This window comes from Methylomonas defluvii, from assembly GCF_033949435.1.
GTDB lineage: Bacteria > Pseudomonadota > Gammaproteobacteria > Methylococcales > Methylomonadaceae > Methylomonas > Methylomonas defluvii.
This window is the reverse complement of the sequence record NZ_JAXARY010000003.1, coordinates 159,956-181,582: the sequence shown is the minus strand read 5'-3', so window position 1 is coordinate 181,582 and position 21,627 is coordinate 159,956. Positions and strand designations below refer to the sequence as shown.

Here is a 21,627-nt window from a genome sequence, read left to right as displayed (position 1 = left end):
CTTAAAACACATTATAAGAATGGAAAACGGATTGAGCGAACTGGAAGGTGTTATTAAATATCGCCTTGATCATCAGCATGGCGAGTTCTCGGCAGACATTGATATCAGCGAACTCAACGCCTGGCGCAGCCTGTTTTATCGCTTGCGGCTGATTGGGCAAATCGCCGAAAAATACGCTGGGCTGGGATTTGGCAATATCAGTCGACGCTTGGCTCCCGGTGGTCAGGCGTTTTTGATCTCCGGCACACAAACCGGACACTTGCCGGTTCTTAACAAGCAACACTATGCGCTAATCGAAAGCGCATCGCCGGAGCGTAATACCATCAAGTCGCGCGGCTTATCTCAACCGTCCTCGGAAGCACTCACCCACGCCAGCGTTTATCGTCAACACCCGGCGATTGGTGCCGTGATACATGTGCACTGCCCGGAGTTGTGGTTGCAGACCGACCGGCTGAATCTGGCTTTTACTGCGGCAGACGTGCCCTACGGCACCCCGGAAATGGCCAACTCCGTTGCCGAGTTATTTGCCTCAGGTAGACTGCAACAAACTGGATTATTCAGCATGCTTGGTCACGCTGACGGGATTGTGGCGTTTGGCGCGACCTTACCCGCAGCGTCCTGCTTATTAATCGAGGAACTCGCCAAGGCCATGACTATTGAGCAAAAGCAGCCGTCGCTTTAGAATACCTTCATTCATTAGCATTTATTAATTTTTTTCTCATGCCGGAAATTATCATTTACACCGCGAAGCTCTGCCCGTATTGCACCATGGCAAAAAAACTTTTTGATCGCAAAGGCGTCGGCTATACGGAAATCAATGTGGATGCCGAACCAGGACTACGCCAGCAAATGATGGAAAAAACCAAACGTCGCACGGTACCGCAAATCTATATCGGTGAGCGGCATATTGGGGGGTTTGATGATTTGCATGCGCTGGATATGAGCCACGAACTGGATCCGCTATTAAACGCTTAAGCAGGTCAGCACGGGTTTTGACATGAATTTTTGGACTCGTTTCTAACTAAATGAGTCCAACTGCGATATACATATTCGTATTGTGCACGTTAACGTCTGGCCCAAAACTCCCCAGAGCGAATGAACCGGCGCAAGAGGGTTAACCTGACTTTATTTAACGATGACCAATTGCAGACCAAGGCGAGTGGTCAGCTCGTTGCTCTCTACCCAAACCACTTTGCCCAAAGCGCTCAATCCCAGTTCAGCAGCCAACAACTTAACCGGAGCGTTGACCTTAATACAGGAATGATGACCGGTTAATTTCAGGCACATACCCTGTACCGAACGATTCACACCTTCCACGTTGAAGCGCTCCTTGTCGATAAACAATTCGGCTTTAAACGCTTCGAGTTTGCGGTAACCGCACCGCTTGCGCCAAAGTTTGTGGGCGTTATGTACGACATCCCGAAACTCCAGGCCCATCATGATGCGGTTGCGTTCCCTTTTAACCCAAACAATATCCACCTCGCCGGCCAACATTAATTCGGCGACAAATATTTCAGCTTGCCGGTCTTCGTTCAGCAACGCTTCGAAATCCTGGATAGTGGTGAGCAAATCGCCAGGACTGACTTCGACCATCGCGCCTTTCAGCGACACATCGTAGCAATTCAGTTGCAAGGTTTCGCCACCCACAAACAGTTGGCCTTCCGCGTTAAAGTTTTTTCGGTACTCTTTTCTATCCTGAAACATGATCGCAATCTCTCTATAACGTCGGTCAAAGATAGCTTAATTTTGGATTTGCGTGGCGCGACAGCAGGCTTTACCGACCCGCACCATCATTAACTTGTCAGTCCGTTAAGCAAATCGGCCTTGATGTCATCGATGTTTTCCAAACCCACCGAAATTCTCACCAAGCTGTCTTTGATTCCAGCCTCGGCGCGCGCTTCCGGGGTCAAGCGGCCATGCGTAGTGGTCGCCGGATGGGTGATGGTAGTTTTTACATCACCGAGATTCGCGGTAATCGACAACATGCGTGTGGAATCGATCAGCCGCCAGGCGTGATCCTTGCCACCTCGCAATTCGAAACTGACCACCCCGCCGAAATGACTTTGCTGACGTTTGGCCAAATCATGCTGAGCATGCGAGGCCAAGCCCGGATAATGCACTTTGGCAACCGCCGGTTGCTGCTCCAGCCATTTGGCCAGTTCAAAAGCATTGTCGCAGTGTGCTTTCATGCGCAAAGCCAGCGTTTCCAGTCCGCCCAAAAACACCCAGGCATTGAACGGGCTCATCGTCGCGCCGCCGGTGCGCAGATAGGGATATACGTATTTTTCGATCAACTCTTCGTTAGCCACAACGGCGCCGCCGACGCAACGCCCTTGGCCATCGATGTATTTAGTCGTGGAGTGCACCACCAAATCCGCGCCCAAGGTCAACGGTTGCTGTAAGATCGGCGTGCAAAACACGTTATCAACCACCAACAACACTCCATGCCGATGGGCAATGTCCGCCAACGCGCGAATATCGGCAATTTCGATTAAGGGATTGGAGGGCGTTTCCAGAAACAAAAACCGGGTATTAGGCTTAATCGCCGCTTCCCAAGCAGTTGGATCGGTCAGACTGACGAAATCGGTCTCGACGCCAAACTTGCCGAAATAATTCTGAAAGGTCAGCACTGTGTTGCCGAACACACTGCGCGAACAGACCACATGGTCACCGGCTTTCAGCAACGCCATGCCCACGGCCATAATCGCCGCCATGCCTGACGAAAACGCCAGACATCGCTCGCCCTTTTCCAAATAAGCTAAACGCTCCTGAAACGCTCTGACGGTCGGATTGGTAAACCGCGAGTAGATATTGCCGGGTTGCTTTCCGGTAAAGCGCAGCGCAGCTTCCTCAGCCGATTTGAATACATAGCTGGAGGTAGCGAAAATCGGAATACTATGTTCGTCTTCGTGAGTGCGTTTGTGCCCGGTGCGGATGGCCAAGGTTTCCGGGGCATAATCTTGCCAATCAAATTCGCTCATCTCGGGTCCTGTTACTTAGCAACCTGCATCTCTATGATAAAACTGCTGCTGTTGCGCAATTCCTGCGCATTGTCGTTGCGCAAGGCTTCGATGCGCGCCAGATAAGCATCGTCGATATCGCCTGTGATGTAATCGTGGCTGAAGCATGAAGTATCGAAATGCTTGATCTCAGGATTACCTCTACCGACTGCTTCAATCAAATCGTCCAAATCTTGATAAATTAATTTATCCGCGCCCAAAGCTTGGCAAATCTCATCCTCGGTGCGATCGTGCGCAATTAGCTCATGCGCAGCCGGCATATCGATACCATAGACGTTTGGATAACGTACCGGCGGCGCCGCAGAGGCAAAATACACTTTATTGGCGCCGGCATCGCGGGCCATCTGGATAATCTGTTCCGAGGTAGTACCGCGAACGATGGAATCGTCCACCAGCAACACATTCTTGCCGTCAAATTCCAGCGAGATAGCATTGAGCTTTTGCTTGACCGATTTTTTGCGCATTTTTTGGCCAGGCATGATGAAAGTCCGGCCGATATAACGGTTTTTCATAAAGCCTTCGCGAAACTTCACACCCAGGTCGTGGGCAATCTGCGAGGCGGCGGTGCGGCTGGTATCCGGAATCGGAATGACCACGTCGATATCGTGATCCGGCCACTCCCGTTGAATTTTTTCGGCCAGTTTTCTACCCATCCGCATTCTGGCTTTGTACACCGAAATATTGTCGATAATCGAATCCGGCCGGGCAAAATAGACATATTCAAAGATGCACGGGCAGTGATCGACTAGTTCGGTGCATTGCTGGGTGTGTAACTGACCGTCTGCTTCGATAAACACGGCCTCGCCCGGCTCGATGTCGCGAACTAACTCAAAATCCAGCACATCCAGCGCCACGCTTTCCGAAGCGATCATGTAGTCGGTGCCATCCTCTGTTTTGCGTTGTCCGAACACGATGGGCCGAATACCGTGTGGGTCACGGAAGCCCAATACGCCAAAGCCGGCGATCATCACCACCACCGCATACGCGCCACGAATACGTTTGTGAACCGCACGGACTGCTTGAAACACATCGTCGACGGTCAATTTCAGCTTGCCGAATTGCGCTAATTCATGAGCAAATACATTCAACAATACTTCCGAGTCCGAATCAGTGTTGATGTGGCGTTGATCGTCCATGAACACCTGGTATTTCAGTTCTTCGGTATTGGTCAGATTGCCATTGTGCGCCAAGGTCAAACCAAACGGCGAGTTCACGTAAAATGGCTGAGCTTCCGCCGAACTGGTGCAACCGGCGGTCGGATAGCGCACATGGGCAATGCCCATATTACCTTTCAGCTTCATCATTTGTTTACTGGAAAATACATCCCGCGCCAAACCGTTATCCTTGCGCAAATGCAAACGGCTACCGTCGCACGTGACAATACCGGCGGCATCCTGACCCCGGTGCTGAAGTACCGTCAGGGCGTCGTATAAATCCTGATTAACACTTTGATTGGAAACAATAGCGGCAATACCACACATAGCAGACCCAAGTTATCGATAATGGATGTAATCCGCCAAACCGGTCGGCATGTGGGTTTTCAACCACATCGCCAAGGCTTGGAACGGAGGAATGAGAAGGGATTGTTTCCACCAGGGATCTTCCGGCAACGGCGTTAGCCCGGCCAGCATCACCAACAAGGAAACCAGTACCGCCCCCCGGGCAATACCGAATAACATACCCAGCAGACGATCACTACCGGTCAAGCCGGTCTTCTCGATAAGCTGACTCAGCAAAAAACTGATTAAACTACCCAAAATTAAGGTGGCGAAAAAAAGCAACGCGAACGCGGCGGCGATTCTGGCCGAAGGATAGCTGATGGTCGATTGCAACAATACCGAAACATCGCGGCAGTACTGCGTTGCCACCCATACCGCCACTATCCAAAGCACCAATGCAAACGCTTCTTTAACAAATCCGCGCAGTAGGCCCATTATCGCCGAAATCAAGATAATGGAGATGACGACGTAATCCACCCACAGCAACTTGGCCCAGGGTACAAAATCCAACATGGTCTAGCCGGCTAAATCAAACAAAACGACGTTGGCAAAGGGCTATTCGTCCGCCGAAACAAAACTGTTGACGTTAATTTGCGCCAATTTGGCCTTCACCGCCTGGGCCTTGGCTTTATCAACGATAGGCCCTATGCGTACTTTAAACACAGTACCTTTATCGCTGACGACTTCTCTAACCGATGCGGCGAAACCTTGTTGCTTGAGATTATCCTGCAAACTGACTGCGTTGGGTTTTTGACTGAACGTACCCACCTGCAAATACCAGCGATTGCTGTCCTCGGCAGCGGCAGCCGGTGCTTTGCCGGCCGCGGTAGCCACTGGTGCCTGAGCCGGAATTGCCGCCACCTCTGTTTTAGGTTCAGGTAATTTGTTAACCGGTTTAAGCACTTTCGGCGTTGGGCTCACCGCTTGTAAAGGCTGGACAGCAGGCACCGGCGATTTGCTCGGTTTAGTGAGGACTGCCGGCGGCACGTCTTCCGCTTCAGCGGGTTCCTCATCGACTTGCGCGACGGCTGCCGCCTGTGTAGCGGGTTTGGCGGCCGGCAGACTCCGTGGCGCCGGCGCAGTCTCTTTGGCGGTCAATTTAACTTGCGGCTTGGGCGCTTCCAACTCGGCTTCGGATTCGCCTTCTTCCAGCACTTTGATCGTTTGTTTGGGCGCAGTCTCGGCCGGCAAAGTTTCCGCTACCTCTTCAACTTTTTCCGGCAAAGGCATGATTTCCACGTCCTGAGCCTTGGCAGGCAGCTCGGGAATTTTCAATTCATTGATGCTTTTGCCGGTTTCGTCAATCGGGTCGTCAAATAACATCGGCACGAAAATCGCCGCCAACGCGGTAATGACCGCCGCACCAATCAATCGCTGCTTTAACTCTTGATCCATTCTGATCACCTCTAAGAAAATTTCGATAAATATTCGGATACTAGAAAAAAAGAACCAAAAATCAAAAGCAAGTCGTCCTGTCCGGTATTTTGCCGGGCGGTTTGAAATGCCTCGGTAAAATCGGTAAAACCGCTACGGACATTATCCAGGCCTTGTTGCTGAAAGATGGTTTCTAACATATCCGGAGTTGCAGCGCGAGGATTAGCAAGTGGCGCTAAATACCACGTGGTCACTCTGTCGCGCATCATGTTCAATACGCCGGCAATATCTTTATCCCGCATCATCGCAAAAACTGCATGTATTCTGATCTCGGGGAAGTATTCAGACAAATAGTTGATTAATGTTTGCACAGCCTGCGGGTTGTGCCCGACGTCAAGCAAAATGCGCGGCGCGCCGGCAATCAACTGAAAACGTCCTGCTAGCCGGGCACTTTCCAAGCCTTGCCGAATTGCATCGTCACTGACCGCTAATAAAGGCTGTAGGGTGTTTATAGCCATAATCGCCGCGGAAGCATTTCGATATTGGTGTTCGCCCTTAAACGCCGGCGCCGGCAAGCGATCTATTTGCTTATCCGCAGAGCGCCATTCCCAGCTATCGCGCTGTTTTTGATAACTGAATTCGCTGTCCATTTGCAGCGCAATGGCTCCGACTTGCTCGGCTACTTCGACTACTGAGCGTGGCGCTTGCGCATCGCCGATTATAGCCGCCACACCGGCTCTAAAAATGCCGGCTTTTTCCCGACCGATGGCTTCTTCGGTATGCCCCAGCCAATCCACATGATCAAGTGCTATCGTCGTCACAATCGCTGCATCGGGGTCAATAATATTCACCGCATCAAGTCTGCCGCCTAAACCGACTTCCAGTAACTGAATATCCAGATCTGCCTCGGCGAAAATACCCAAGGCTGCCAACGTGCCAAACTCGAAATAGCTCAAACTGGTCTCGCCGCGCGCCCCATCAATGCGGGTAAAAGCATCGCAAATCAAAGCATCCTCGACCGGCACACCATCAATACGAATACGTTCGTTATAGCGCAAAATATGCGGCGATGTGTAAGCGCCAACCCGGTAGCCCGCGGCCCGATAGATCGCTTCCAGAAACGCCACGCAGGAACCCTTGCCGTTGGTACCGGCAACGGTGATGGTTAGCGGTTTTTTTTGTTCGGGATTAAGCTGCCGATATACGCCAGCAACTCTTCCCAACCCTAAATCGATAGGCCGAGGATGTAGTTTTTCCTGCCAATCCAACCAGGCTTGCAGCGAATCAAAACGTGTCATTTCGACCGTATTTATTCCTGAGACTGCAGATTATCGCTCTCACCCTGATTGCTTAATGGCTCGCTGGTGGCAATCACTCCGACCACGTCGGCACTGCTGCTACCGGCGCACATAATAGCCAGGATGCTGGCTATTTTATCGCGCATCTCGCGGCGATCAACGATCATGTCTATGGCCCCGTGTTCCTGCAGAAATTCGCTACGTTGGAAACCTTCCGGCAGCTTCTCGCGCACGGTTTGCTCGATGACTCGCGGGCCGGCAAAGCCGATCAAGGCATCTGGTTCCGCGACGTTAATATCGCCCAACATCGCCAGACTAGCAGAAACACCGCCCATGGTGGGGTCGGTCATGAAAGAAATATACGGAATCCCGGCTTCGGCCAGTTTGGTTAGGGCCGCGCTGGTTTTGGTCATTTGAAACAGCGAGAACAAAGACTCCTGCATTCTGGCACCGCCGCTGGCAGTAAAGACGATGAACGGCACACCCAGTCGCAAACTTTCGTTGACGCCACGCACAAAACGCTCGCCAACCACCGAACCCATCGAGCCGCCCATGAAACCAAAATCAAACGCCGCAGCAACGATACCGACACCTTTAAGTGTGCCCTTCATCACCACCAACGCATCGTTTTCGTTGCTTTGTTTTTGCGCCTGACTAATCCGGTCTTTATAGCGCTTGCTGTCCTTAAATTTCAAAGGATCGCTGGGCTTTAATCCAGCACCGATTTCTTGACGGCCGTCTTCATCCAAAAACATATTCAGGCGTTTACGCGCCGAAATGCGTAAATGGTGATCGCATTTTGGGCAAACGCTTAAGTTTTTCTCCAGCTCGGCGTTAAACAAAATCGCATCGCAACGCGGACATTTATTCCACAAGCCTTCCGGCACGGTGGTTTTCTTCTGCGAGGATTCGGTTCTGATGGCAGAGGGAACCAGTTTTTCAAACCAACTCATTCGGTGTAGTCTCCGCTTGAAAGCTTAAACATCCATGGCTGCGCGCATGGATTTCAATAAAGTGATGATCTCATGCTTGGCTTGCTGAGGATCATCGAGATTCGCTTCTATTTTACTGATCAGCGCGCTACCCACCACGACGCCGTCGGCAATCGCGGCAATGGTTTTCGCCGTATCGGCATCTTTAACACCAAACCCAACCCCAACCGGCAATTCAGTATTCTGGCGAATGAGTTGCAACTTTTCTTCGACATCGGCGGTATCCAGGTGGCCGGCACCCGTGACGCCTTTCAGAGACACGTAATACAAGTAACCGCTGCCCACCGCATCCATTTTCTGGATCCGTTCAGCATTGGTGTTCGGCGCTAATAAAAAAATTTGATCGATGCCGCGGTCGCGCAGCATACGAACACAAGACTCGGATTCTTCCGGCGGCAAATCCACCGTCAATACACCATCAACCTCAGCGCGCTGCACGGCATTCGCAAAGTCTTCGTAACCCATGATTTCTATCGGATTTAAATAGCCCATCAACACCAATGGGGTGTCCTGATCGGTTTTACGAAACTCCATGGCCATGCTCAATACTTTCCGCAAGCCGACATGATGTGATAAAGCCCGCTCGCTGGCGCGTTGTATCACCGGTCCATCAGCCATCGGATCGGAGAAAGGTACGCCTAGCTCGATCACGTCGGCACCGGCTGCCACCATTTCATGCAGCAGTGGTACGGTAAATTCCGGATAAGGATCGCCGGCGGTAATAAAAGGGATCAAGGCTTTGCGCCCGGAGGCTTTTAAATCAGCAAATTTGTTGGCTAAACGGCTCATAGACTGATGCCCTCGCGTTGCATAATGGTGTGCATGTCTTTGTCGCCGCGTCCGGACAGGTTGACGATAATAATTTGATCCTTGCGCATGGTGGGCGCCAGTTTCATGGTATAAGCCATCGCGTGGCTGGACTCCAACGCCGGGATAATGCCTTCCATTTTGGTCAAGGCATGGAAGCCTTGCAGCGCCTCATCGTCGGTAATATTCGGATATTGAGCGCGGCCGGTATCTTTCAACCAGGCGTGCTCCGGGCCGACACCGGGATAATCCAGACCGGCGGAAATCGAATGGGTTTCAATAATCTCACCGTCGTCGTCGGCCATCAGATAGGTGCGATTGCCGTGCAATACGCCGGGTCTACCGGCCGATAACGGCGCGGAATGACGACCGGTTTCGATACCATCGCCGGCAGCCTCGACACCATACATCTTCACGCCGGCATCGTCGATAAACGGATAGAACAAGCCAATGGCATTGGAACCGCCACCAACGCAAGCGACTAAGGCGTCGGGCAATTTGCCGGCTTGATCCAGGCATTGTTGGCGCGCTTCCCGGCCTATCACGGCCTGGAAGTCACGGACCATGGCTGGATAGGGATGCGGACCAGCTACGGTGCCGATAATGTAAAAAGTATTGTCGATATTGGTGACCCAATCGCGCAAGGCTTCGTTCAGCGCGTCTTTGAGAGTTTTGGAACCCGACTCGACCGGCACCACTGTGGCGCCCAACAACTTCATCCGGTAAACATTCAAGGCTTGGCGCGCGACATCGACAGCGCCCATATACACTACGCATTCCAAACCCAGGCGCGCAGCGACAGTGGCAGTAGCAACGCCGTGCTGGCCAGCGCCGGTTTCGGCGATGATACGAGTCTTGCCCATGCGCTTCGCCAGCAGAGCTTGCCCAACAGTGTTATTTACCTTGTGCGCGCCGGTGTGATTGAGATCTTCACGCTTCAGATAAATCTGCGCACCGCCCAGATGCTGGCTCCAGCGTTCCGCGTGATACAGCGGCGACGGCCGGCCGACATAATCGCGCAGATCCGCATCCAGCTCGGCAATAAACTCCGGATCCAGCATATAGCGCTGGTAGGCTTCGTTCAGTTCGGTTATGGCCGGCATCAGCGTTTCCGCAACAAAAATACCGCCGTAAGGCCCGAAATGGCCCCGGGTATCCGGCATATCGTATCTATCTGTCATAGTTCTCAAGTCGCTTGATTAGTTATTCTTATGAAAGCAGCCATTTTCGCCGCATCCTTGATGCCTTTCCCGGCCTCAACACCGCTGCTGACATCCAGCGCATACGGTTTTACCGCTTTAATCGCTTCCCCGGCATTTTCCGGCATCAATCCACCCGCGAGAATGATCGGCAAACTGCGGGCCTTTGGAATCAAATCCCAGTCAAAACTGCTACCGCTGCCGCCCTGCACGCCCGGATGATAAGCATCCAACAGTAACCCTGCCGCATCGTGGTACTGCTGTTGCAATCCTACGACGTCGGTATCGGATTGCATGCGAATGGCTTTGATATACGATTTATCGTAAATCCGGCAATCCTCAGCAGGCTCGTCGCCATGAAATTGCAGGCAATCCACCCTTACTTTATTCAATACTTCGCGGATCAAAGCCGGCTCAGCATCGACGAACAAGGCTACCACGTTAACAAAAGCTGGCAACGCTCTACTGATGCTTGCGGCTTGTTCAATACTGACGTTTCTTGGACTAGGCGGATAAAACACCACCCCAATCGCGTCGACGCCCAAATTGGCCGCATAAAGCGCATCTTCCACTTGGGTAAAGCCGCAAATTTTAACGCGGGTACGCATCGAAAGCCTCATAAAAAATGGCGGCGTAGGATAACACAGGTATCCGATATGTCATGTCCGCGCCAATAAAAAAAGGCTGACCCTTGTCAGCCTTCGTCCGGTGGCTCATCAGGCATGCGTCAATGCGCATGATCATGGTCGTGATGATGACCGGCAGGGCCATGCGGCGTTTCATCCTGATGGGTATCTTCCGGATTCAAATCTTCAATTTCGGTTTCGTCAGGCGTTGCAGGCAAATTCTGCGGCGCAACGCCCTCGTGTTCATGGGCCAGTGCTGCCGCGCGATTGACCTGATCTGCCGCTTGCACGGACACACCATGCTTATAAACCATAAGCCCACCCAGATCGGCGGTAAAAGCCAGCAAAGCCGATAAAATCGCCGCCAGTAATAAAAACAGTGTGTTTGCCGGTCCGGCTATCAGCCCTTTACTCAGCAAGCGCCAAGCTGACAGCAGCGCGGCCAGACTCAATACCGAGATACCTAGGTGCTCATGATGCTCCATGATCTCGTGAACATCACCGCCATGCGCAACACTCCCTGCCGCCACTAAACCCGCCGCCACGGTAAGCGCGGCAAACACAGTACCCAGATACAAAAACGCCCCGGCTATCTGCCGCCACTCGGTGCGCTTCGCCAAGCTGCCGATCAAATCCAATGTAAAGAACAAGGTCAGCAACGCAATCGGAAAATGCACCAGCAAGGGATGAATATTCTGAAGCGTGGCAATGCCGGGCAACACGCTATTAAAGCTTTCCGCCGGAGATTGCCGCACCAGCATTTCCAGGAAGGACAATAAGTTCTCCACCCCGCCGGCCACTCCGCCGCCGTTGTCGCCGCCACCATGCACGGCGAACGTCAAGTGATCGTTTAGACCCCACATAAAATCTCCCCCGATTTAGTTTTGCGCGGATACTACCACGATAGAACTAAGCCTAGTTAATCGTCACTTGGGTGGACATGGTCAAGGCTCTAGTTTTACTTTCCAGAAACTCGGTGCCTTGCTGCTGAATAAACATCACCTGCAATTTCTCGGCATCGGCAAGCTTCATCCCCTCTTCCTGCCCCAGGCATAACAAAGCGGTAGACCAGGCATCGGCGATAGTCGGACTTTCATTAAATACACTGACCGCCACTAAATCGTGACTAACCGGTGCGCCGCTACGAGCATCAAGGATGTGGCTGTAGCGTTTACCTTTGACGTCGAAATAATGCCGATACGTCCCGGAAGTCATCACCGACATGGGGCTGTCTTTGGGCAAGGTCACGACCTTATGCATTTTTTGTTCGCCCGGCAGCGGTTTTTCTACCGCAATCCGCCAAGCCTTGCCGTCCGGTTTGCTACCCAGCGCTTTCAACTCGCCGCCTATTTCCACCAAGTAGTTTTGGATACCCATCGCCTGCAGCGCATTGCTGATTTTCTCTACGCTGTAACCCTGAGCTATCGACGACACATCGACACGCAACCTCGGCAGTTTTTTTGATATATGGCTATCGTCCACCAGCTGCAATTTGTCCATGCCGACATTCGCCAAAGCGGCCTGTAACGTTGCATCGTCGGGAATAGTCAAATCATCACCCATGAAGCCCCACAGCTCGAACAAAGGTTTGATCGTCAAATCGTAACACCCCTGGCTCAGGGCGCTGACATTCTGCGCGATTTTAACCAAAGCCACGATTTCCTCGCCTACTGGCTGAGCATCGGTCGAAACGTTGGCATTGAACTGCTCGATTAGCGAGTCAGGTCGGTAATTGGATAAGGTTTTATCCAAATCCAGGAAAACCTTTTCAACTTCAGCGGTGATGTGCGCCTCGTCCAGGGCTTGCGGCGCCCAATAGCTGATATGGTAAGTGGTCCCTTGCGCAAAACCGCTAAACGTATGCAACGGCGGCAGCGGCTCCGCACAACCTTGTATCAGCAACAGTCCCAGTAAGACCGCGTTCCATCCCTTCCTTAGCATTAACCCCCCCGTGGCACTAACGCAAAAGCGCCGAAATAGTTTTGAAATGACTATGCCGAGCATCCCGCAACCATTCGAACAACACGGATTCGTGACAACTCAACGTAACACCTTGCTGCTGCATGCGCTGCAAGGCGTAATCTTTGTGCTGGACTTGGCGCGAGCAAACCACATCCGCCAACACATGCACTTGATAGTTTGCACTTAACAACTCAAGCGCGGTTTGCAACACGCACACATGCGCTTCCTGACCGATGATCACCACTTGCTGCCGACCGGTGTCAGCCAGGGCTTGCTTGAAACCGTCCGCGGCGCAACAAGAAAAACCGGTTTTACTGAAAATCCGGGCACTGCCAGGCAAACACTCGCCAATATCCGCTTGAGTAGGCCCTAGCCCTTGCGGATACTGCTCGGTCACTAACACCGACACATCCAACAGCTCGGCGGCTTTCATTAAGCGCTGACCGTGCGAGAGCATTTGTTGCAAGTCGGTAGCCGGCATCGCCGCCGACAAACGCTGTTGAATGTCCACCACCAGCAATACGCTGTTGTCTGCCTCCAGTAAATTAGGATGCGTCGCCATCGAGCTTAGCCGTGCTTCATGATGCGAGCTCGGTCGCGTTGCCAATCTTTGTCTTTGGACGCAGCGCGTTTGTCGTGCAATTTTTTACCTTTCGCCAGACCGATTTTCAGCTTGGCGCGGCCCTTAATCCAATACATGGACAATGGAATCAAGGTGTAACCCTTGCGCTCCACGGAACCGATTAATTTGTTCAATTCACGTCTGTGTAACAACAATTTTTTCTTACGGACCGCGTCGGGATTGACATGGGTAGACGCCGATAACAGCGCCGACACATGCGCACCACTTAGCCAGGCCTCGCCGCGCCTGATCTCGACATAGCTTTCCTTGAGCTGAATCCTACCGTCGCGCAGGCTTTTGACTTCCCAGCCTTCCAATACCAATCCAGCTTCGAAAGTCTCGTCTATGGTGTATTCGTGGGTGGCCTGCCGATTAACTGCAATCGTGTTATCGGTGGCTTTGTTGTCCTTCTTGGATTTTTTGGCGGCCATTGTGTAGCGAAGATTTTTAAACTGACTGAAAACGTGAATTTTGATATTTTACTCACACACCCGTTAAATAACGACATAAAAACACAAGGGCTCTCCAACATGACAGATAAAACCCCATCCATCCACGGTGAATGGTCCTCCCGCTTCGCCTTTATCCTGGCCGCCACCGGATCGGCGGTCGGTTTGGGTAATATCTGGAAGTTTCCTTACATCACCGGCCAAAACGGCGGTGGCGCTTTTGTGATGGTGTATTTAATCTGCGTGGCAGCCATCGGCATACCCATCATGATCGCGGAAATCATGCTGGGCCGCCGCGGCCGGCAAAGCCCGATCAACACCATGCAAACCCTAGCTGCCGAAGCCAGAGTCGATCCGCGCTGGGGCTATTTAGGATTGATGGGCATGATCGCCGGTTTCTTAATTCTGGCCTATTACAGCGTGATTGCCGGCTGGGCTATGGCTTACATTTTTAAAGCCTTTTTCGGCGGCTTTTTCGGTACCGACGGCAACGAAGTTAAGGAGATATTCGACAATTTGATGGCCAGCCCGATCCAGCAGATTTTCTGGCACACGGTGTTCATATTCATCACCATGCAAGTCGTAATACGCGGTGTAAAAGGCGGCCTGGAAAAAGCCGTACGCTTTTTGATGCCTGCCTTGTTCGTGATCCTGATCGTTTTAGTGGCTTATGCAATGGCATCAGGCTATTACGCGCAAGGCATCCACTTTCTATTCAGCCCCGATTTCAGCAAAATCACCGCTGACGCGGTGCTTACCGCCATGGGCCACGCCTTCTTCACGCTGAGCTTGGGCATGGGTGCGATTATGGTTTACGGTTCTTACCTGCCCGGTCATGTGTCGATTGCCAAAACCACATTTTTCATCGCCGGCGCGGATACCGCCGTAGCCTTGCTGGCCGGCATCGCCATTTTTCCCTTGGTGTTTGCCAACCAACTGGAAGTTGCCACCGGACCGGGCTTGATCTTTCAAACGCTGCCGTTAGCCTTTGGTCACATGAGTGGCGGTTGGTTATTCGGCGTCCTGTTTTTTGTACTGCTGTTTTTCGCCGCCCTCACCTCGTCCATTTCCTTGATCGAACCGACCGTAGCCTGGCTGGTGGAAAACAAAAATATCGATAGGCAAAAAGCCTGTGCCTGGTCCGGCACTGCCTGCTGGGGCTTGGGCGTGGCCGTGGTGTTTTCGTTTAATATTTGGTCCGACTTTAAAATCTTCGATAAAAATCTGTTCGAACTGCTGGACTATCTGACCGCCAACTTGATGCTGCCCTTGGGCGGTTTGTGCATCGCGGTGTTTGCCGGCTGGATGATGAAACAAGCCCATGCCGAACAAGAGTTGGAACTGCCTGCGCAAGGCTTTCAAGCCTGGCAGTTTTTGATTAAATACGTGGCGCCGGCTGCCGTATTCATCGTCTTCTTACATGTACTCGGGGTGCTGTAAATGATCACGGTTGTGCAAAAAAGCGCCTTGGTCAAGTTTTCTGCAAAGCAGATGTTTGATCTGGTGGATGACATCGAGTCGTATCCCAAATTCTTACCCTGGTGCTCCGGCAGCAAAATATTGAAGCGTGAAGGCAATATCGTCGAAGGCCAAATCGACATCGCCAAGGCCGGCTTTCATAAATCCTTCACTACACGTAACAAGATCGATCAAGGCGGACGAATCCAGATCAGTTTGCTGGACGGGCCGTTTTCCTCGTTAGAGGGCTTTTGGAGTTTCATGCCGTTACGCGAAGACGCCAGCAAAATCTCGCTGGACCTGGAATTTGAAATCTCCGGCATGCTGGCCAATTTGGCCTTTGGTCCGGTGTTCAACCAAATCTGCAACACCATGGTCACCTCGTTCACCCAACGAGCCAAAGCCTTGTATGGCGGATGATTTGATAGCGGTGGAAGTGGCTTATGCCACGCCGGATCGACAACTGCTTATTCCCATCAGCCTGGCGGCGAATTCCACCGCCAAACAAGCCATAGAAGCTTCCGGCATCTTGCGGGAGTTTCCGGAAATCGATTTAGGTCAGCAGAAGGTCGGAATTTTTGGGCAAATTTGTAATTTGGACAAGAATCTCAGCGCCGAAGATCGTGTCGAGATTTATCGACCTTTAAAGCAGAATCCGATGGATGCGAGGCGGGGGCGGTTGCAAAAGTAGTCTGGGTAGTATGGGTAATCTGTTGATGGTTAACCAATTTGATTTAGGCAGTGCTAAATGCAGACACACAGTTGAAATGAAAAGATATTTTTTATTTTTTAAAACTTTTTGACATCGTTTTGACGCAATGTTTTGCGTCATTTAGGATGTCTAATTGTAGTTATACGCAAGGAGGAAATCGTGAAAGTTGACCTAGATTACATGGCAAAACAACTAGAAGTTTTTATAAGCGCTGACACAGCAAGAATCACTATTGAGAATTTAATAAAATCGGATCTACCGGCCATAGAAAATGATGAATTTACTGAGAAATTTATATTTCACATTGAGTTGGCAATCGATAATCAGCTAATTGGAACCGATAGTGGCTGCGCCTTTTGCCTAAAAGACATCGGAATAATTCAATCATTGAGTGGCAGCTACCACTATGGAGCTATACCAATAAGGCTTACTCAGATTGGCCATGATTTTGCTTTGTCGCTCAATAACAAAGACGTACTATCCAAGCTTAAATCCGAATTCAAAGACGCGCCATTTAAGGCTATTTTTGAAACTGGGCAAAAGTTACTGGAGTTTTATGCGCAAAAGAAGCTGGAATCAATAATGAAACGAATGCGTATAACAAGTCGCTCAAGGTCTTTCCTTGCTTCGCTCGTCACTGGACAGTTACAAACAGCGCATGCTTCGCATTTTATGCGCCGTCTGTAACTGCCCATTAGCTCCACGTTTGCATGCTGGGGCGTATTATGAAACTTGAGATTTCATTTCTCCTTCTGGCAAGCGCTATTGTCCCTGCCTCTGCGGAGACAAGCCAGCACATGCTTGTGACTTCTTATGCAACTAGCCCTAGGCTTTGCCAAGAATTTCAACAGATGTATTCATCTTTCAATGTGTGTCCTCTCACCGATAACGACTGCTTCGTGCTCAAGTGGGGAACGGAAGGTAATTCAAAGCTTACGAAAACGCCCTTCACTGAACTTGCTGTTAACCAGTATGGCTACACCACCATATCGATAGCCCATGCACCCGGTAAGCCATATTCGATTGTGTACCTAGACGGCTTTCAAGGAGATAGACACCCGCGACAACTAGAAACGTGGAAGGTCAACACAGAACAACTTATGGCGCTAATAAATAAAGATCCGCGACCACTTCAGTACGAGGAATGGGTAAAGGGCGCACACCAGATTAAGAGGGAAACACTCGCTACCGAGTTTGCTCAAATACTCGCCGTCGGCGAGAAACTTTCTGATGACTGGTCGCCTATTTGGATGCCGATATTTAACACCAAGGGCACTGACTACGCTATTGGCAGAGAGTGCTCTGGCAGTTGGGCCTATGGCGGCTATTACGGCTGCAACAAGGTTATTAAGGTTACCGTCAAGCGTGTCGCCGCCGATAAGACATCCATTCCGGTATGCGAATTCGTAAGGCGGAAAGGGCGTTAGTTGAAAGGCATGCATAATCCTACGTTCAATCGGGACGGCGCAAAAGCGCGCCGCCGGTTAACTTACCGTTAGACGCCATGCCAATCACTATCCGGCCCGTTTCTGCCCAGGACGCGGACGACTTTGTCTCTGCCGCTAACCGCAGCCGTCGACTTCATCATCCCTGGGCTACCGCTCCCTGCGACGAGGCAACCTTCACTCGCTACCTGGCTCGCTTTGACAATCTCAACCACTTTGGGTTTGTTGTCGTCCTCAAAGGCACCGGTGAACTAGTAGGCGCCATCAACCTCACCAACGTCGTCTACGGGGTGTTTCGCAGCGGCTATCTGAGCTACTTCGCGTTCACCGGATATGAGGGTCGTGGCCACATGAAGCGCGGACTCTCACTGGTCGTCCAGTATGCCTTCCGCAAGCTACGGCTGCACCGTTTGGAAGCCAACATTCAACCAGGCAATTTGTCGTCAATTGCGCTGGTTCGCTCGTGCGGCTTCAGCAAAGAGGGCTACTCGCCGGCATACCTCAAGATCGGAGGCCGCTGGCGAGACCATGAACGCTGGGCGCTCGTGAGGGTCCGCACAAATCCCGCCTAACTGATCGTTCAACCGAAGCGCCGATGCTACGCCAACAGCTCCGTAGGCAGGAAAGAACAACCCGAATCCCAGCATAAAAGCCGTAAAGCCGGGCATCGCTACCCATTAGTTTTCCTAAACTTTAAGCAATTGGCAAATATGCCAACCGGCATTAATGCCGATCAATTTCCTTCGCTTGTGCCCCGCTATCAATGGCTTTATCAATCAACATCACGCTACCACGCATCAATGCGGCAAAGAGCAATATGGAAAAGACCAATCCCATCGGTAATATGCCGAGCAAACCGGCAATGACAACGATCAGCATAGCTATGCCGGTATTTCCTATCTTAGCGATCTTCATTTTGCCTCCCGGACCGTTTATCGGTCGAAACGAAATCTCGCATTCACTATATCGGCTTATTTAAATTCAACAATACACGCAAGCGGTAATTTATTGTTTTACTTAATAAAACAGTAACAATACTAAGTGTATTTGTGATTCACCCCTATTCGAGGAAATCAGACACCCGCTTTTCAAACTAGGCGGCTTCGTCAAGCAACTCCAGGCCTCTAAACACCGAACAACGCTTGAACACCTCTAACTCCGGCGCCAGTTGTTTTTGCTGGCAGAACTTGGCGACCAATTTGGTCAGGCCCTTGATGTCGCGACCGGTAGCGCCAGGAAAGATGGCCGCCAGTTCGTCGATCAATTCTTCCCTGACCGGCAAGCTAAATTGCTCGGTCATGACCCGCCAGATTTTGCATCTGTCCGCATGATCCGGGGCGTGGTAGCGCAGCATGGCGATACAACGGGAAATGATGGCTTCATCGATGTCATCGACCCGATTGGTGGTCAGGAACAGCAGGCCGTTGAAATACTCCAGCACCCGCAAGAACACACCCACCACTGCATTAGAGGCTAAGTTGTCGGCACGGCTTTTGATGTAAACGTCGGCTTCGTCAATCAGCATCACAGCCCCCCAGCGCTGGGCACGGATCAAAGTGTCCTTCAAGGTTTTTTCCATCTCCGCGACGTTTAAACCTAACTGCCCGGAATGCACCCGGTATAAAGGCCGCTTGATGATTTCCGAATACACTTCGGCGGTCAGCGTTTTGCCGACCCCCGCCGGACCGGCACACAGCACCGTGGTACCGCCGGATTTGCCGGCGACGATGTCGTCCATCAGCATGTCCATTTCCGCGGTCAGAATGTCGATCAAATCGGTTTGTTCGGGCGGCAGGATCAGCTTTTGTTTCAACTCCGGCTGATACACATAAGGCTGGGTATCGTCGACGTGTACCCAGACATGGTGATGTAACTCCAGATGAAACATCAGGATATAACCATGCACTGGCATTTCCGTGAACATACCCTTGGGTACATCGGCTTTGGCGGCTTCCATGGCGCTTTCGGTTTTGCTGTCGTAGCGCATGCTTTTGCCGGCTTTACGCAGATAGGTGCCCAGAATGTCGCCGGATGCGTCCAGACTCAAAGCCCGTTCGCTGAGGATATTTTCGTCGTTGACCAAGCGGCAGATCCCGCCACCCGAGGACATGACTACCGTATTCTTGCGCGTCCAGTCGCTGCTGCGATGGCTGGCGGTTGGATCCTCGGCATATTCGCCGGTACCCCACCCGGAAAACTGTTCGCCATAGCGCGCCCGCCAGTCAAAATACCGCGCGCTAGCCTCATCGTAACTGGCGATTAATTCCGGGGTTTCTTTTAAATAACCTTTGGTGGCAAAAATCTCCGGGATGGTTTTGTTCGCCAGATCTTTGCAACGAATGATGAGGCTCTCAACCATGATTTTACCCTTGGTGTTGGCTTTTAATTCGATCAAGATCCGCCCGGCTTCTTCCTCCCCTGGTGGCGTGTAATCCAGGCGGGTGATCAGATAAGCCAAGGTTCTGCCGGAAGGCTGCACATGAAATAGCCAACCACGCAGCCCACCCTCCAATAAATAATTGGCAATAGCCGGCAACAACATTTCCAGTTGATCGACGTTGTAGCGATGGCTGTTGTCGGCCAGCGCCGCTTGCAAAGCTATCAATAGCGCCGCTTGCTGTTGTAAGGCTTCACCGTGTTGCAAGTAGATGTCGGCCAGACTGGCTAATTCTGCCTCACTGAGTAAATCGTAAGGCACTTGCGCCTTGGTGCCAAAACGCAATTGCTCATTGATGCTTTGCAAGCGGGGGTGATCGTTAAGCAGTTGTTCGAGATGACGTTTGTCGATGGTTAATTTCATGGCATCAATCCTGTGACGGTAAGGCTAAACAAAGTACTTCGGCTAAATGCAGGGGCTTGGCAAAGCCGCCATTGCCGATCTGCTGCTGACAAGAGAAACCATTGCTGACCAGCAGTGCGTCAGGTTCGGCACGTAGCGCTGGAAATAAGGCCAACTCGGCCATGGCTTGGGCTTGATCGTAATGCTCGGCTTCGACGCCAAAGTTGCCGGCCATGCCGCAGCAGGACGATTCGATCAGTTCGAATTTCAGATCCGGCAGTTGCTTGAGAAGTTTGCGCACCGACTTGATCGCACCAACGGCTTTTTGATGGCAGTGGCCGTGCAACAGCAAACTGTTAACGCCGGGGATGGCTTGAAACTCTATAGGCCAGCGTTTTCCGGCTTGTTCGCGGACGATAAACTCTTCCAGTAACAAGACCTTTTCCGCTAGTTTTTGCGCCGGTTCGCCTAAACCCAGCTTTAAATATTCGTCACGCAAACTGAGAATGCAGGACGGTTCCAAGCCAATGATCGTGCGCCCCGCAGCGACATGCTCGGCGAGAGCCGCCAGCATGCGCTGCGCTTCGATGCGGGCCTTATCGATCAGACCATTGGAAAAGTAGGTGCGGCCACAGCACAAGGGACGATCCGCGTCATCACCAGCCAAGGGCGTCGCGATATGCACATGGTAGCCGGCGCTATTCAGCAACTTTTTAGCCGCTTCTGCAGCAGCCGGGTTGAAGTAATAGTTAAAGGTATCGACCAGTAACACGACTTGTTTGTCGGCTAACTCCGGATGCAAACTTAATTCGGATTGGGCCGGCACCTGAAACGCTTGCGCGGCAGGTTCCGGCAAGCGGACTTTGGCGCTGATGCCCAGCCAGGCTTCGCCTAAACGCGCCAGCAGCGGCATGCGATTGCGCCATTGAATTAAGGGCCGGAGCGCGCGCCAACGCAGTATTTTCGGCAACTCCGCCCACAAGCGCCGCCGCAGCGTCAAGCCATTGCGCTGCACTTGCTGCGCCAGAAACTCGGCCTTGATCAAGGCCATGTCCACTTCGTTTTCGCACTCGCGCTTACAACCCTTGCAACTGATACACAAGGCCATGGTTTCGGCCAGTTCCGGATTGAAAAAAGCCGCGTCGTTTTCGGCGTTCAAAGCTGCTTTCAAGGCTCTCACTCGGCCGCCGGGCGACAGGCCGGGATTTTGCGTCACCCTATAACTGGGGCACATCACCCCTTTCGCATCCCGTTCGCATTGCTTGCTGCCGATACACACCGCCACGGCCTTGGCGAAATCGGCGCCATGCTTGGGAATATCGGCATAGGCGTCGCCCATCCCGGCGTTTTCATAAGATGACCAATCCAGAAACAGTTTCATAGGC

Annotated in this window: 25 protein-coding genes; 8 read left to right on the top strand and 17 right to left on the bottom strand. The window is 51.9% G+C overall.

Annotation, left to right across the window (positions count from 1 at the left end; genetic code table 11):
• Positions 1–31: 31 nt before the first annotated feature.
• On the top strand, positions 32–682 hold the full coding sequence (locus QLH52_RS05165) for a class II aldolase/adducin family protein (RefSeq protein WP_319960782.1): 651 nt from the start codon (positions 32–34) through the stop codon (positions 680–682).
• 38 nt (positions 683–720) lie between these two features.
• Positions 721–975 (top strand): glutaredoxin 3, encoded by a 255-nt coding sequence (grxC, locus tag QLH52_RS05160; RefSeq protein ID WP_033158647.1) that lies wholly within the window; start codon positions 721–723, stop codon positions 973–975.
• A gap of 150 nt (positions 976–1,125) precedes the next feature.
• Here grxC and QLH52_RS05155 read toward each other — a convergent pair whose 3' ends face one another.
• From QLH52_RS05155 to smpB, 14 genes are all read right to left on the bottom strand, one after another.
• Positions 1,126–1,704 carry a PilZ domain-containing protein gene (locus QLH52_RS05155; protein WP_319960781.1) on the bottom strand — a complete coding sequence of 193 codons (579 nt, stop codon included), beginning with the start codon at positions 1,702–1,704 and terminating at the stop codon, positions 1,126–1,128.
• An 89-nt stretch (positions 1,705–1,793) separates the two neighbouring features.
• Positions 1,794–2,981, bottom strand: coding sequence for an O-succinylhomoserine sulfhydrylase (locus QLH52_RS05150; protein WP_319960780.1), 1,188 nt, complete (start codon positions 2,979–2,981; stop codon positions 1,794–1,796).
• Positions 2,982–2,992: 11 nt separating this feature from the next.
• The gene (gene purF, locus QLH52_RS05145) at positions 2,993–4,501 is read right to left on the bottom strand and encodes an amidophosphoribosyltransferase (protein ID WP_319960779.1); all 1,509 of its coding nucleotides are present in this window, start codon (positions 4,499–4,501) and stop codon (positions 2,993–2,995) included.
• 12 nt (positions 4,502–4,513) lie between these two features.
• Positions 4,514–5,032 carry a CvpA family protein gene (locus tag QLH52_RS05140; RefSeq protein ID WP_171695309.1) on the bottom strand — a complete coding sequence of 173 codons (519 nt, stop codon included), beginning with the start codon at positions 5,030–5,032 and terminating at the stop codon, positions 4,514–4,516.
• A gap of 42 nt (positions 5,033–5,074) precedes the next feature.
• On the bottom strand, positions 5,075–5,914 hold the full coding sequence (locus QLH52_RS05135; RefSeq protein ID WP_319960778.1) for an SPOR domain-containing protein: 840 nt from the start codon (positions 5,912–5,914) through the stop codon (positions 5,075–5,077).
• Between the two features lie 11 nt (positions 5,915–5,925).
• Positions 5,926–7,191 (bottom strand): bifunctional tetrahydrofolate synthase/dihydrofolate synthase, encoded by a 1,266-nt coding sequence (gene folC / locus QLH52_RS05130; RefSeq protein ID WP_319960777.1) that lies wholly within the window; start codon positions 7,189–7,191, stop codon positions 5,926–5,928.
• An 11-nt stretch (positions 7,192–7,202) separates the two neighbouring features.
• On the bottom strand, positions 7,203–8,144 hold the full coding sequence (accD, locus tag QLH52_RS05125) for an acetyl-CoA carboxylase, carboxyltransferase subunit beta (RefSeq protein ID WP_341850217.1): 942 nt from the start codon (positions 8,142–8,144) through the stop codon (positions 7,203–7,205).
• A 24-nt stretch (positions 8,145–8,168) separates the two neighbouring features.
• On the bottom strand, positions 8,169–8,972 hold the full coding sequence (trpA, locus tag QLH52_RS05120) for a tryptophan synthase subunit alpha (protein ID WP_319960776.1): 804 nt from the start codon (positions 8,970–8,972) through the stop codon (positions 8,169–8,171).
• The gene (gene trpB, locus QLH52_RS05115; protein ID WP_101052402.1) at positions 8,969–10,171 is read right to left on the bottom strand and encodes a tryptophan synthase subunit beta; all 1,203 of its coding nucleotides are present in this window, start codon (positions 10,169–10,171) and stop codon (positions 8,969–8,971) included. Before trpB ends, trpA begins: the two co-directional genes overlap by 4 nt.
• Positions 10,172–10,176: 5 nt before the next feature.
• The gene (locus QLH52_RS05110; RefSeq protein ID WP_319960775.1) at positions 10,177–10,797 is read right to left on the bottom strand and encodes a phosphoribosylanthranilate isomerase; all 621 of its coding nucleotides are present in this window, start codon (positions 10,795–10,797) and stop codon (positions 10,177–10,179) included.
• A gap of 119 nt (positions 10,798–10,916) precedes the next feature.
• On the bottom strand, positions 10,917–11,678 hold the full coding sequence (locus QLH52_RS05105; RefSeq protein WP_319960774.1) for a DUF2231 domain-containing protein: 762 nt from the start codon (positions 11,676–11,678) through the stop codon (positions 10,917–10,919).
• A gap of 52 nt (positions 11,679–11,730) precedes the next feature.
• Positions 11,731–12,756, bottom strand: a complete 1,026-nt coding sequence (locus QLH52_RS05100) for an FAD:protein FMN transferase (protein WP_319960773.1) — start codon at positions 12,754–12,756, stop codon at positions 11,731–11,733.
• A 16-nt stretch (positions 12,757–12,772) separates the two neighbouring features.
• Positions 12,773–13,339 carry an isochorismatase family protein gene (locus tag QLH52_RS05095; protein WP_319960772.1) on the bottom strand — a complete coding sequence of 189 codons (567 nt, stop codon included), beginning with the start codon at positions 13,337–13,339 and terminating at the stop codon, positions 12,773–12,775.
• A gap of 5 nt (positions 13,340–13,344) precedes the next feature.
• Positions 13,345–13,830 carry an SsrA-binding protein SmpB gene (gene smpB, locus QLH52_RS05090; RefSeq protein WP_319960771.1) on the bottom strand — a complete coding sequence of 162 codons (486 nt, stop codon included), beginning with the start codon at positions 13,828–13,830 and terminating at the stop codon, positions 13,345–13,347.
• Positions 13,831–13,929: 99 nt separating this feature from the next.
• On the opposite strand from smpB, the gene QLH52_RS05085 reads away from it, so the two are divergent.
• The 6 genes from QLH52_RS05085 to QLH52_RS05060 all read left to right on the top strand — a co-directional run bounded on the left by QLH52_RS05085 (position 13,930) and on the right by QLH52_RS05060 (position 18,035).
• Complete coding sequence (locus QLH52_RS05085) at positions 13,930–15,288, top strand: sodium-dependent transporter (protein WP_319960770.1); 1,359 nt, start codon at positions 13,930–13,932, stop codon at positions 15,286–15,288.
• Positions 15,289–15,726 (top strand): type II toxin-antitoxin system RatA family toxin, encoded by a 438-nt coding sequence (locus tag QLH52_RS05080; protein ID WP_201798987.1) that lies wholly within the window; start codon positions 15,289–15,291, stop codon positions 15,724–15,726.
• A complete protein-coding gene (locus QLH52_RS05075; protein ID WP_425257054.1) occupies positions 15,716–15,997 on the top strand; it encodes an RnfH family protein in 282 nt (93 codons plus the stop codon). The genes QLH52_RS05080 and QLH52_RS05075 overlap by 11 nt, the downstream gene beginning before the upstream one ends.
• A 180-nt stretch (positions 15,998–16,177) precedes the next feature.
• Positions 16,178–16,705 (top strand): hypothetical protein, encoded by a 528-nt coding sequence (locus QLH52_RS05070; RefSeq protein WP_319960769.1) that lies wholly within the window; start codon positions 16,178–16,180, stop codon positions 16,703–16,705.
• Between the two features lie 38 nt (positions 16,706–16,743).
• The gene (locus tag QLH52_RS05065; protein WP_319960768.1) at positions 16,744–17,445 is read left to right on the top strand and encodes a hypothetical protein; all 702 of its coding nucleotides are present in this window, start codon (positions 16,744–16,746) and stop codon (positions 17,443–17,445) included.
• 77 nt (positions 17,446–17,522) lie between these two features.
• A complete protein-coding gene (locus QLH52_RS05060; protein WP_319960767.1) occupies positions 17,523–18,035 on the top strand; it encodes a GNAT family N-acetyltransferase in 513 nt (170 codons plus the stop codon).
• A gap of 151 nt (positions 18,036–18,186) precedes the next feature.
• Here QLH52_RS05060 and QLH52_RS05055 read toward each other — a convergent pair whose 3' ends face one another.
• The 3 genes from QLH52_RS05055 to QLH52_RS05045 all read right to left on the bottom strand — a co-directional run bounded on the left by QLH52_RS05055 (position 18,187) and on the right by QLH52_RS05045 (position 21,623).
• Positions 18,187–18,378 carry a hypothetical protein gene (locus QLH52_RS05055; protein WP_033158664.1) on the bottom strand — a complete coding sequence of 64 codons (192 nt, stop codon included), beginning with the start codon at positions 18,376–18,378 and terminating at the stop codon, positions 18,187–18,189.
• A 178-nt stretch (positions 18,379–18,556) separates the two neighbouring features.
• Positions 18,557–20,263: an ATP-binding protein gene (locus QLH52_RS05050; protein WP_319960766.1), complete on the bottom strand. Its 1,707-nt coding sequence runs from the start codon at positions 20,261–20,263 to the stop codon at positions 18,557–18,559.
• A 4-nt stretch (positions 20,264–20,267) separates the two neighbouring features.
• Positions 20,268–21,623: a (Fe-S)-binding protein gene (locus QLH52_RS05045; RefSeq protein ID WP_205454283.1), complete on the bottom strand. Its 1,356-nt coding sequence runs from the start codon at positions 21,621–21,623 to the stop codon at positions 20,268–20,270.
• Between the last annotated feature and the right edge of the window lie 4 nt (positions 21,624–21,627).

Coding starts and splice junctions, on each gene's coding strand:
- QLH52_RS05060 (WP_319960767.1), top strand. CDS start 17,523: ATGCCAATCACTATCCGGCCCGTTTCTGCCCAGGACGCGGACGACTTT.
- QLH52_RS05110 (WP_319960775.1), bottom strand. CDS start 10,797: ATGCGTACCCGCGTTAAAATTTGCGGCTTTACCCAAGTGGAAGATGCG.
- QLH52_RS05100 (WP_319960773.1), bottom strand. CDS start 12,756: ATGCTAAGGAAGGGATGGAACGCGGTCTTACTGGGACTGTTGCTGATA.
- QLH52_RS05095 (WP_319960772.1), bottom strand. CDS start 13,339: ATGGCGACGCATCCTAATTTACTGGAGGCAGACAACAGCGTATTGCTG.
- smpB (WP_319960771.1), bottom strand. CDS start 13,830: ATGGCCGCCAAAAAATCCAAGAAGGACAACAAAGCCACCGATAACACG.
- trpB (WP_101052402.1), bottom strand. CDS start 10,171: ATGACAGATAGATACGATATGCCGGATACCCGGGGCCATTTCGGGCCT.
- QLH52_RS05075 (WP_425257054.1), top strand. CDS start 15,716: ATGGCGGATGATTTGATAGCGGTGGAAGTGGCTTATGCCACGCCGGAT.
- QLH52_RS05155 (WP_319960781.1), bottom strand. CDS start 1,704: ATGTTTCAGGATAGAAAAGAGTACCGAAAAAACTTTAACGCGGAAGGC.
- QLH52_RS05080 (WP_201798987.1), top strand. CDS start 15,289: ATGATCACGGTTGTGCAAAAAAGCGCCTTGGTCAAGTTTTCTGCAAAG.
- QLH52_RS05055 (WP_033158664.1), bottom strand. CDS start 18,378: ATGAAGATCGCTAAGATAGGAAATACCGGCATAGCTATGCTGATCGTT.
- QLH52_RS05135 (WP_319960778.1), bottom strand. CDS start 5,914: ATGGATCAAGAGTTAAAGCAGCGATTGATTGGTGCGGCGGTCATTACC.
- QLH52_RS05150 (WP_319960780.1), bottom strand. CDS start 2,981: ATGAGCGAATTTGATTGGCAAGATTATGCCCCGGAAACCTTGGCCATC.
- QLH52_RS05140 (WP_171695309.1), bottom strand. CDS start 5,032: ATGTTGGATTTTGTACCCTGGGCCAAGTTGCTGTGGGTGGATTACGTC.
- QLH52_RS05085 (WP_319960770.1), top strand. CDS start 13,930: ATGACAGATAAAACCCCATCCATCCACGGTGAATGGTCCTCCCGCTTC.
- accD (WP_341850217.1), bottom strand. CDS start 8,144: ATGAGTTGGTTTGAAAAACTGGTTCCCTCTGCCATCAGAACCGAATCC.
- folC (WP_319960777.1), bottom strand. CDS start 7,191: ATGACACGTTTTGATTCGCTGCAAGCCTGGTTGGATTGGCAGGAAAAA.
- QLH52_RS05045 (WP_205454283.1), bottom strand. CDS start 21,623: ATGAAACTGTTTCTGGATTGGTCATCTTATGAAAACGCCGGGATGGGC.
- QLH52_RS05050 (WP_319960766.1), bottom strand. CDS start 20,263: ATGAAATTAACCATCGACAAACGTCATCTCGAACAACTGCTTAACGAT.
- trpA (WP_319960776.1), bottom strand. CDS start 8,972: ATGAGCCGTTTAGCCAACAAATTTGCTGATTTAAAAGCCTCCGGGCGC.
- purF (WP_319960779.1), bottom strand. CDS start 4,501: ATGTGTGGTATTGCCGCTATTGTTTCCAATCAAAGTGTTAATCAGGAT.
- grxC (WP_033158647.1), top strand. CDS start 721: ATGCCGGAAATTATCATTTACACCGCGAAGCTCTGCCCGTATTGCACC.
- QLH52_RS05065 (WP_319960768.1), top strand. CDS start 16,744: ATGAAACTTGAGATTTCATTTCTCCTTCTGGCAAGCGCTATTGTCCCT.
- QLH52_RS05105 (WP_319960774.1), bottom strand. CDS start 11,678: ATGTGGGGTCTAAACGATCACTTGACGTTCGCCGTGCATGGTGGCGGC.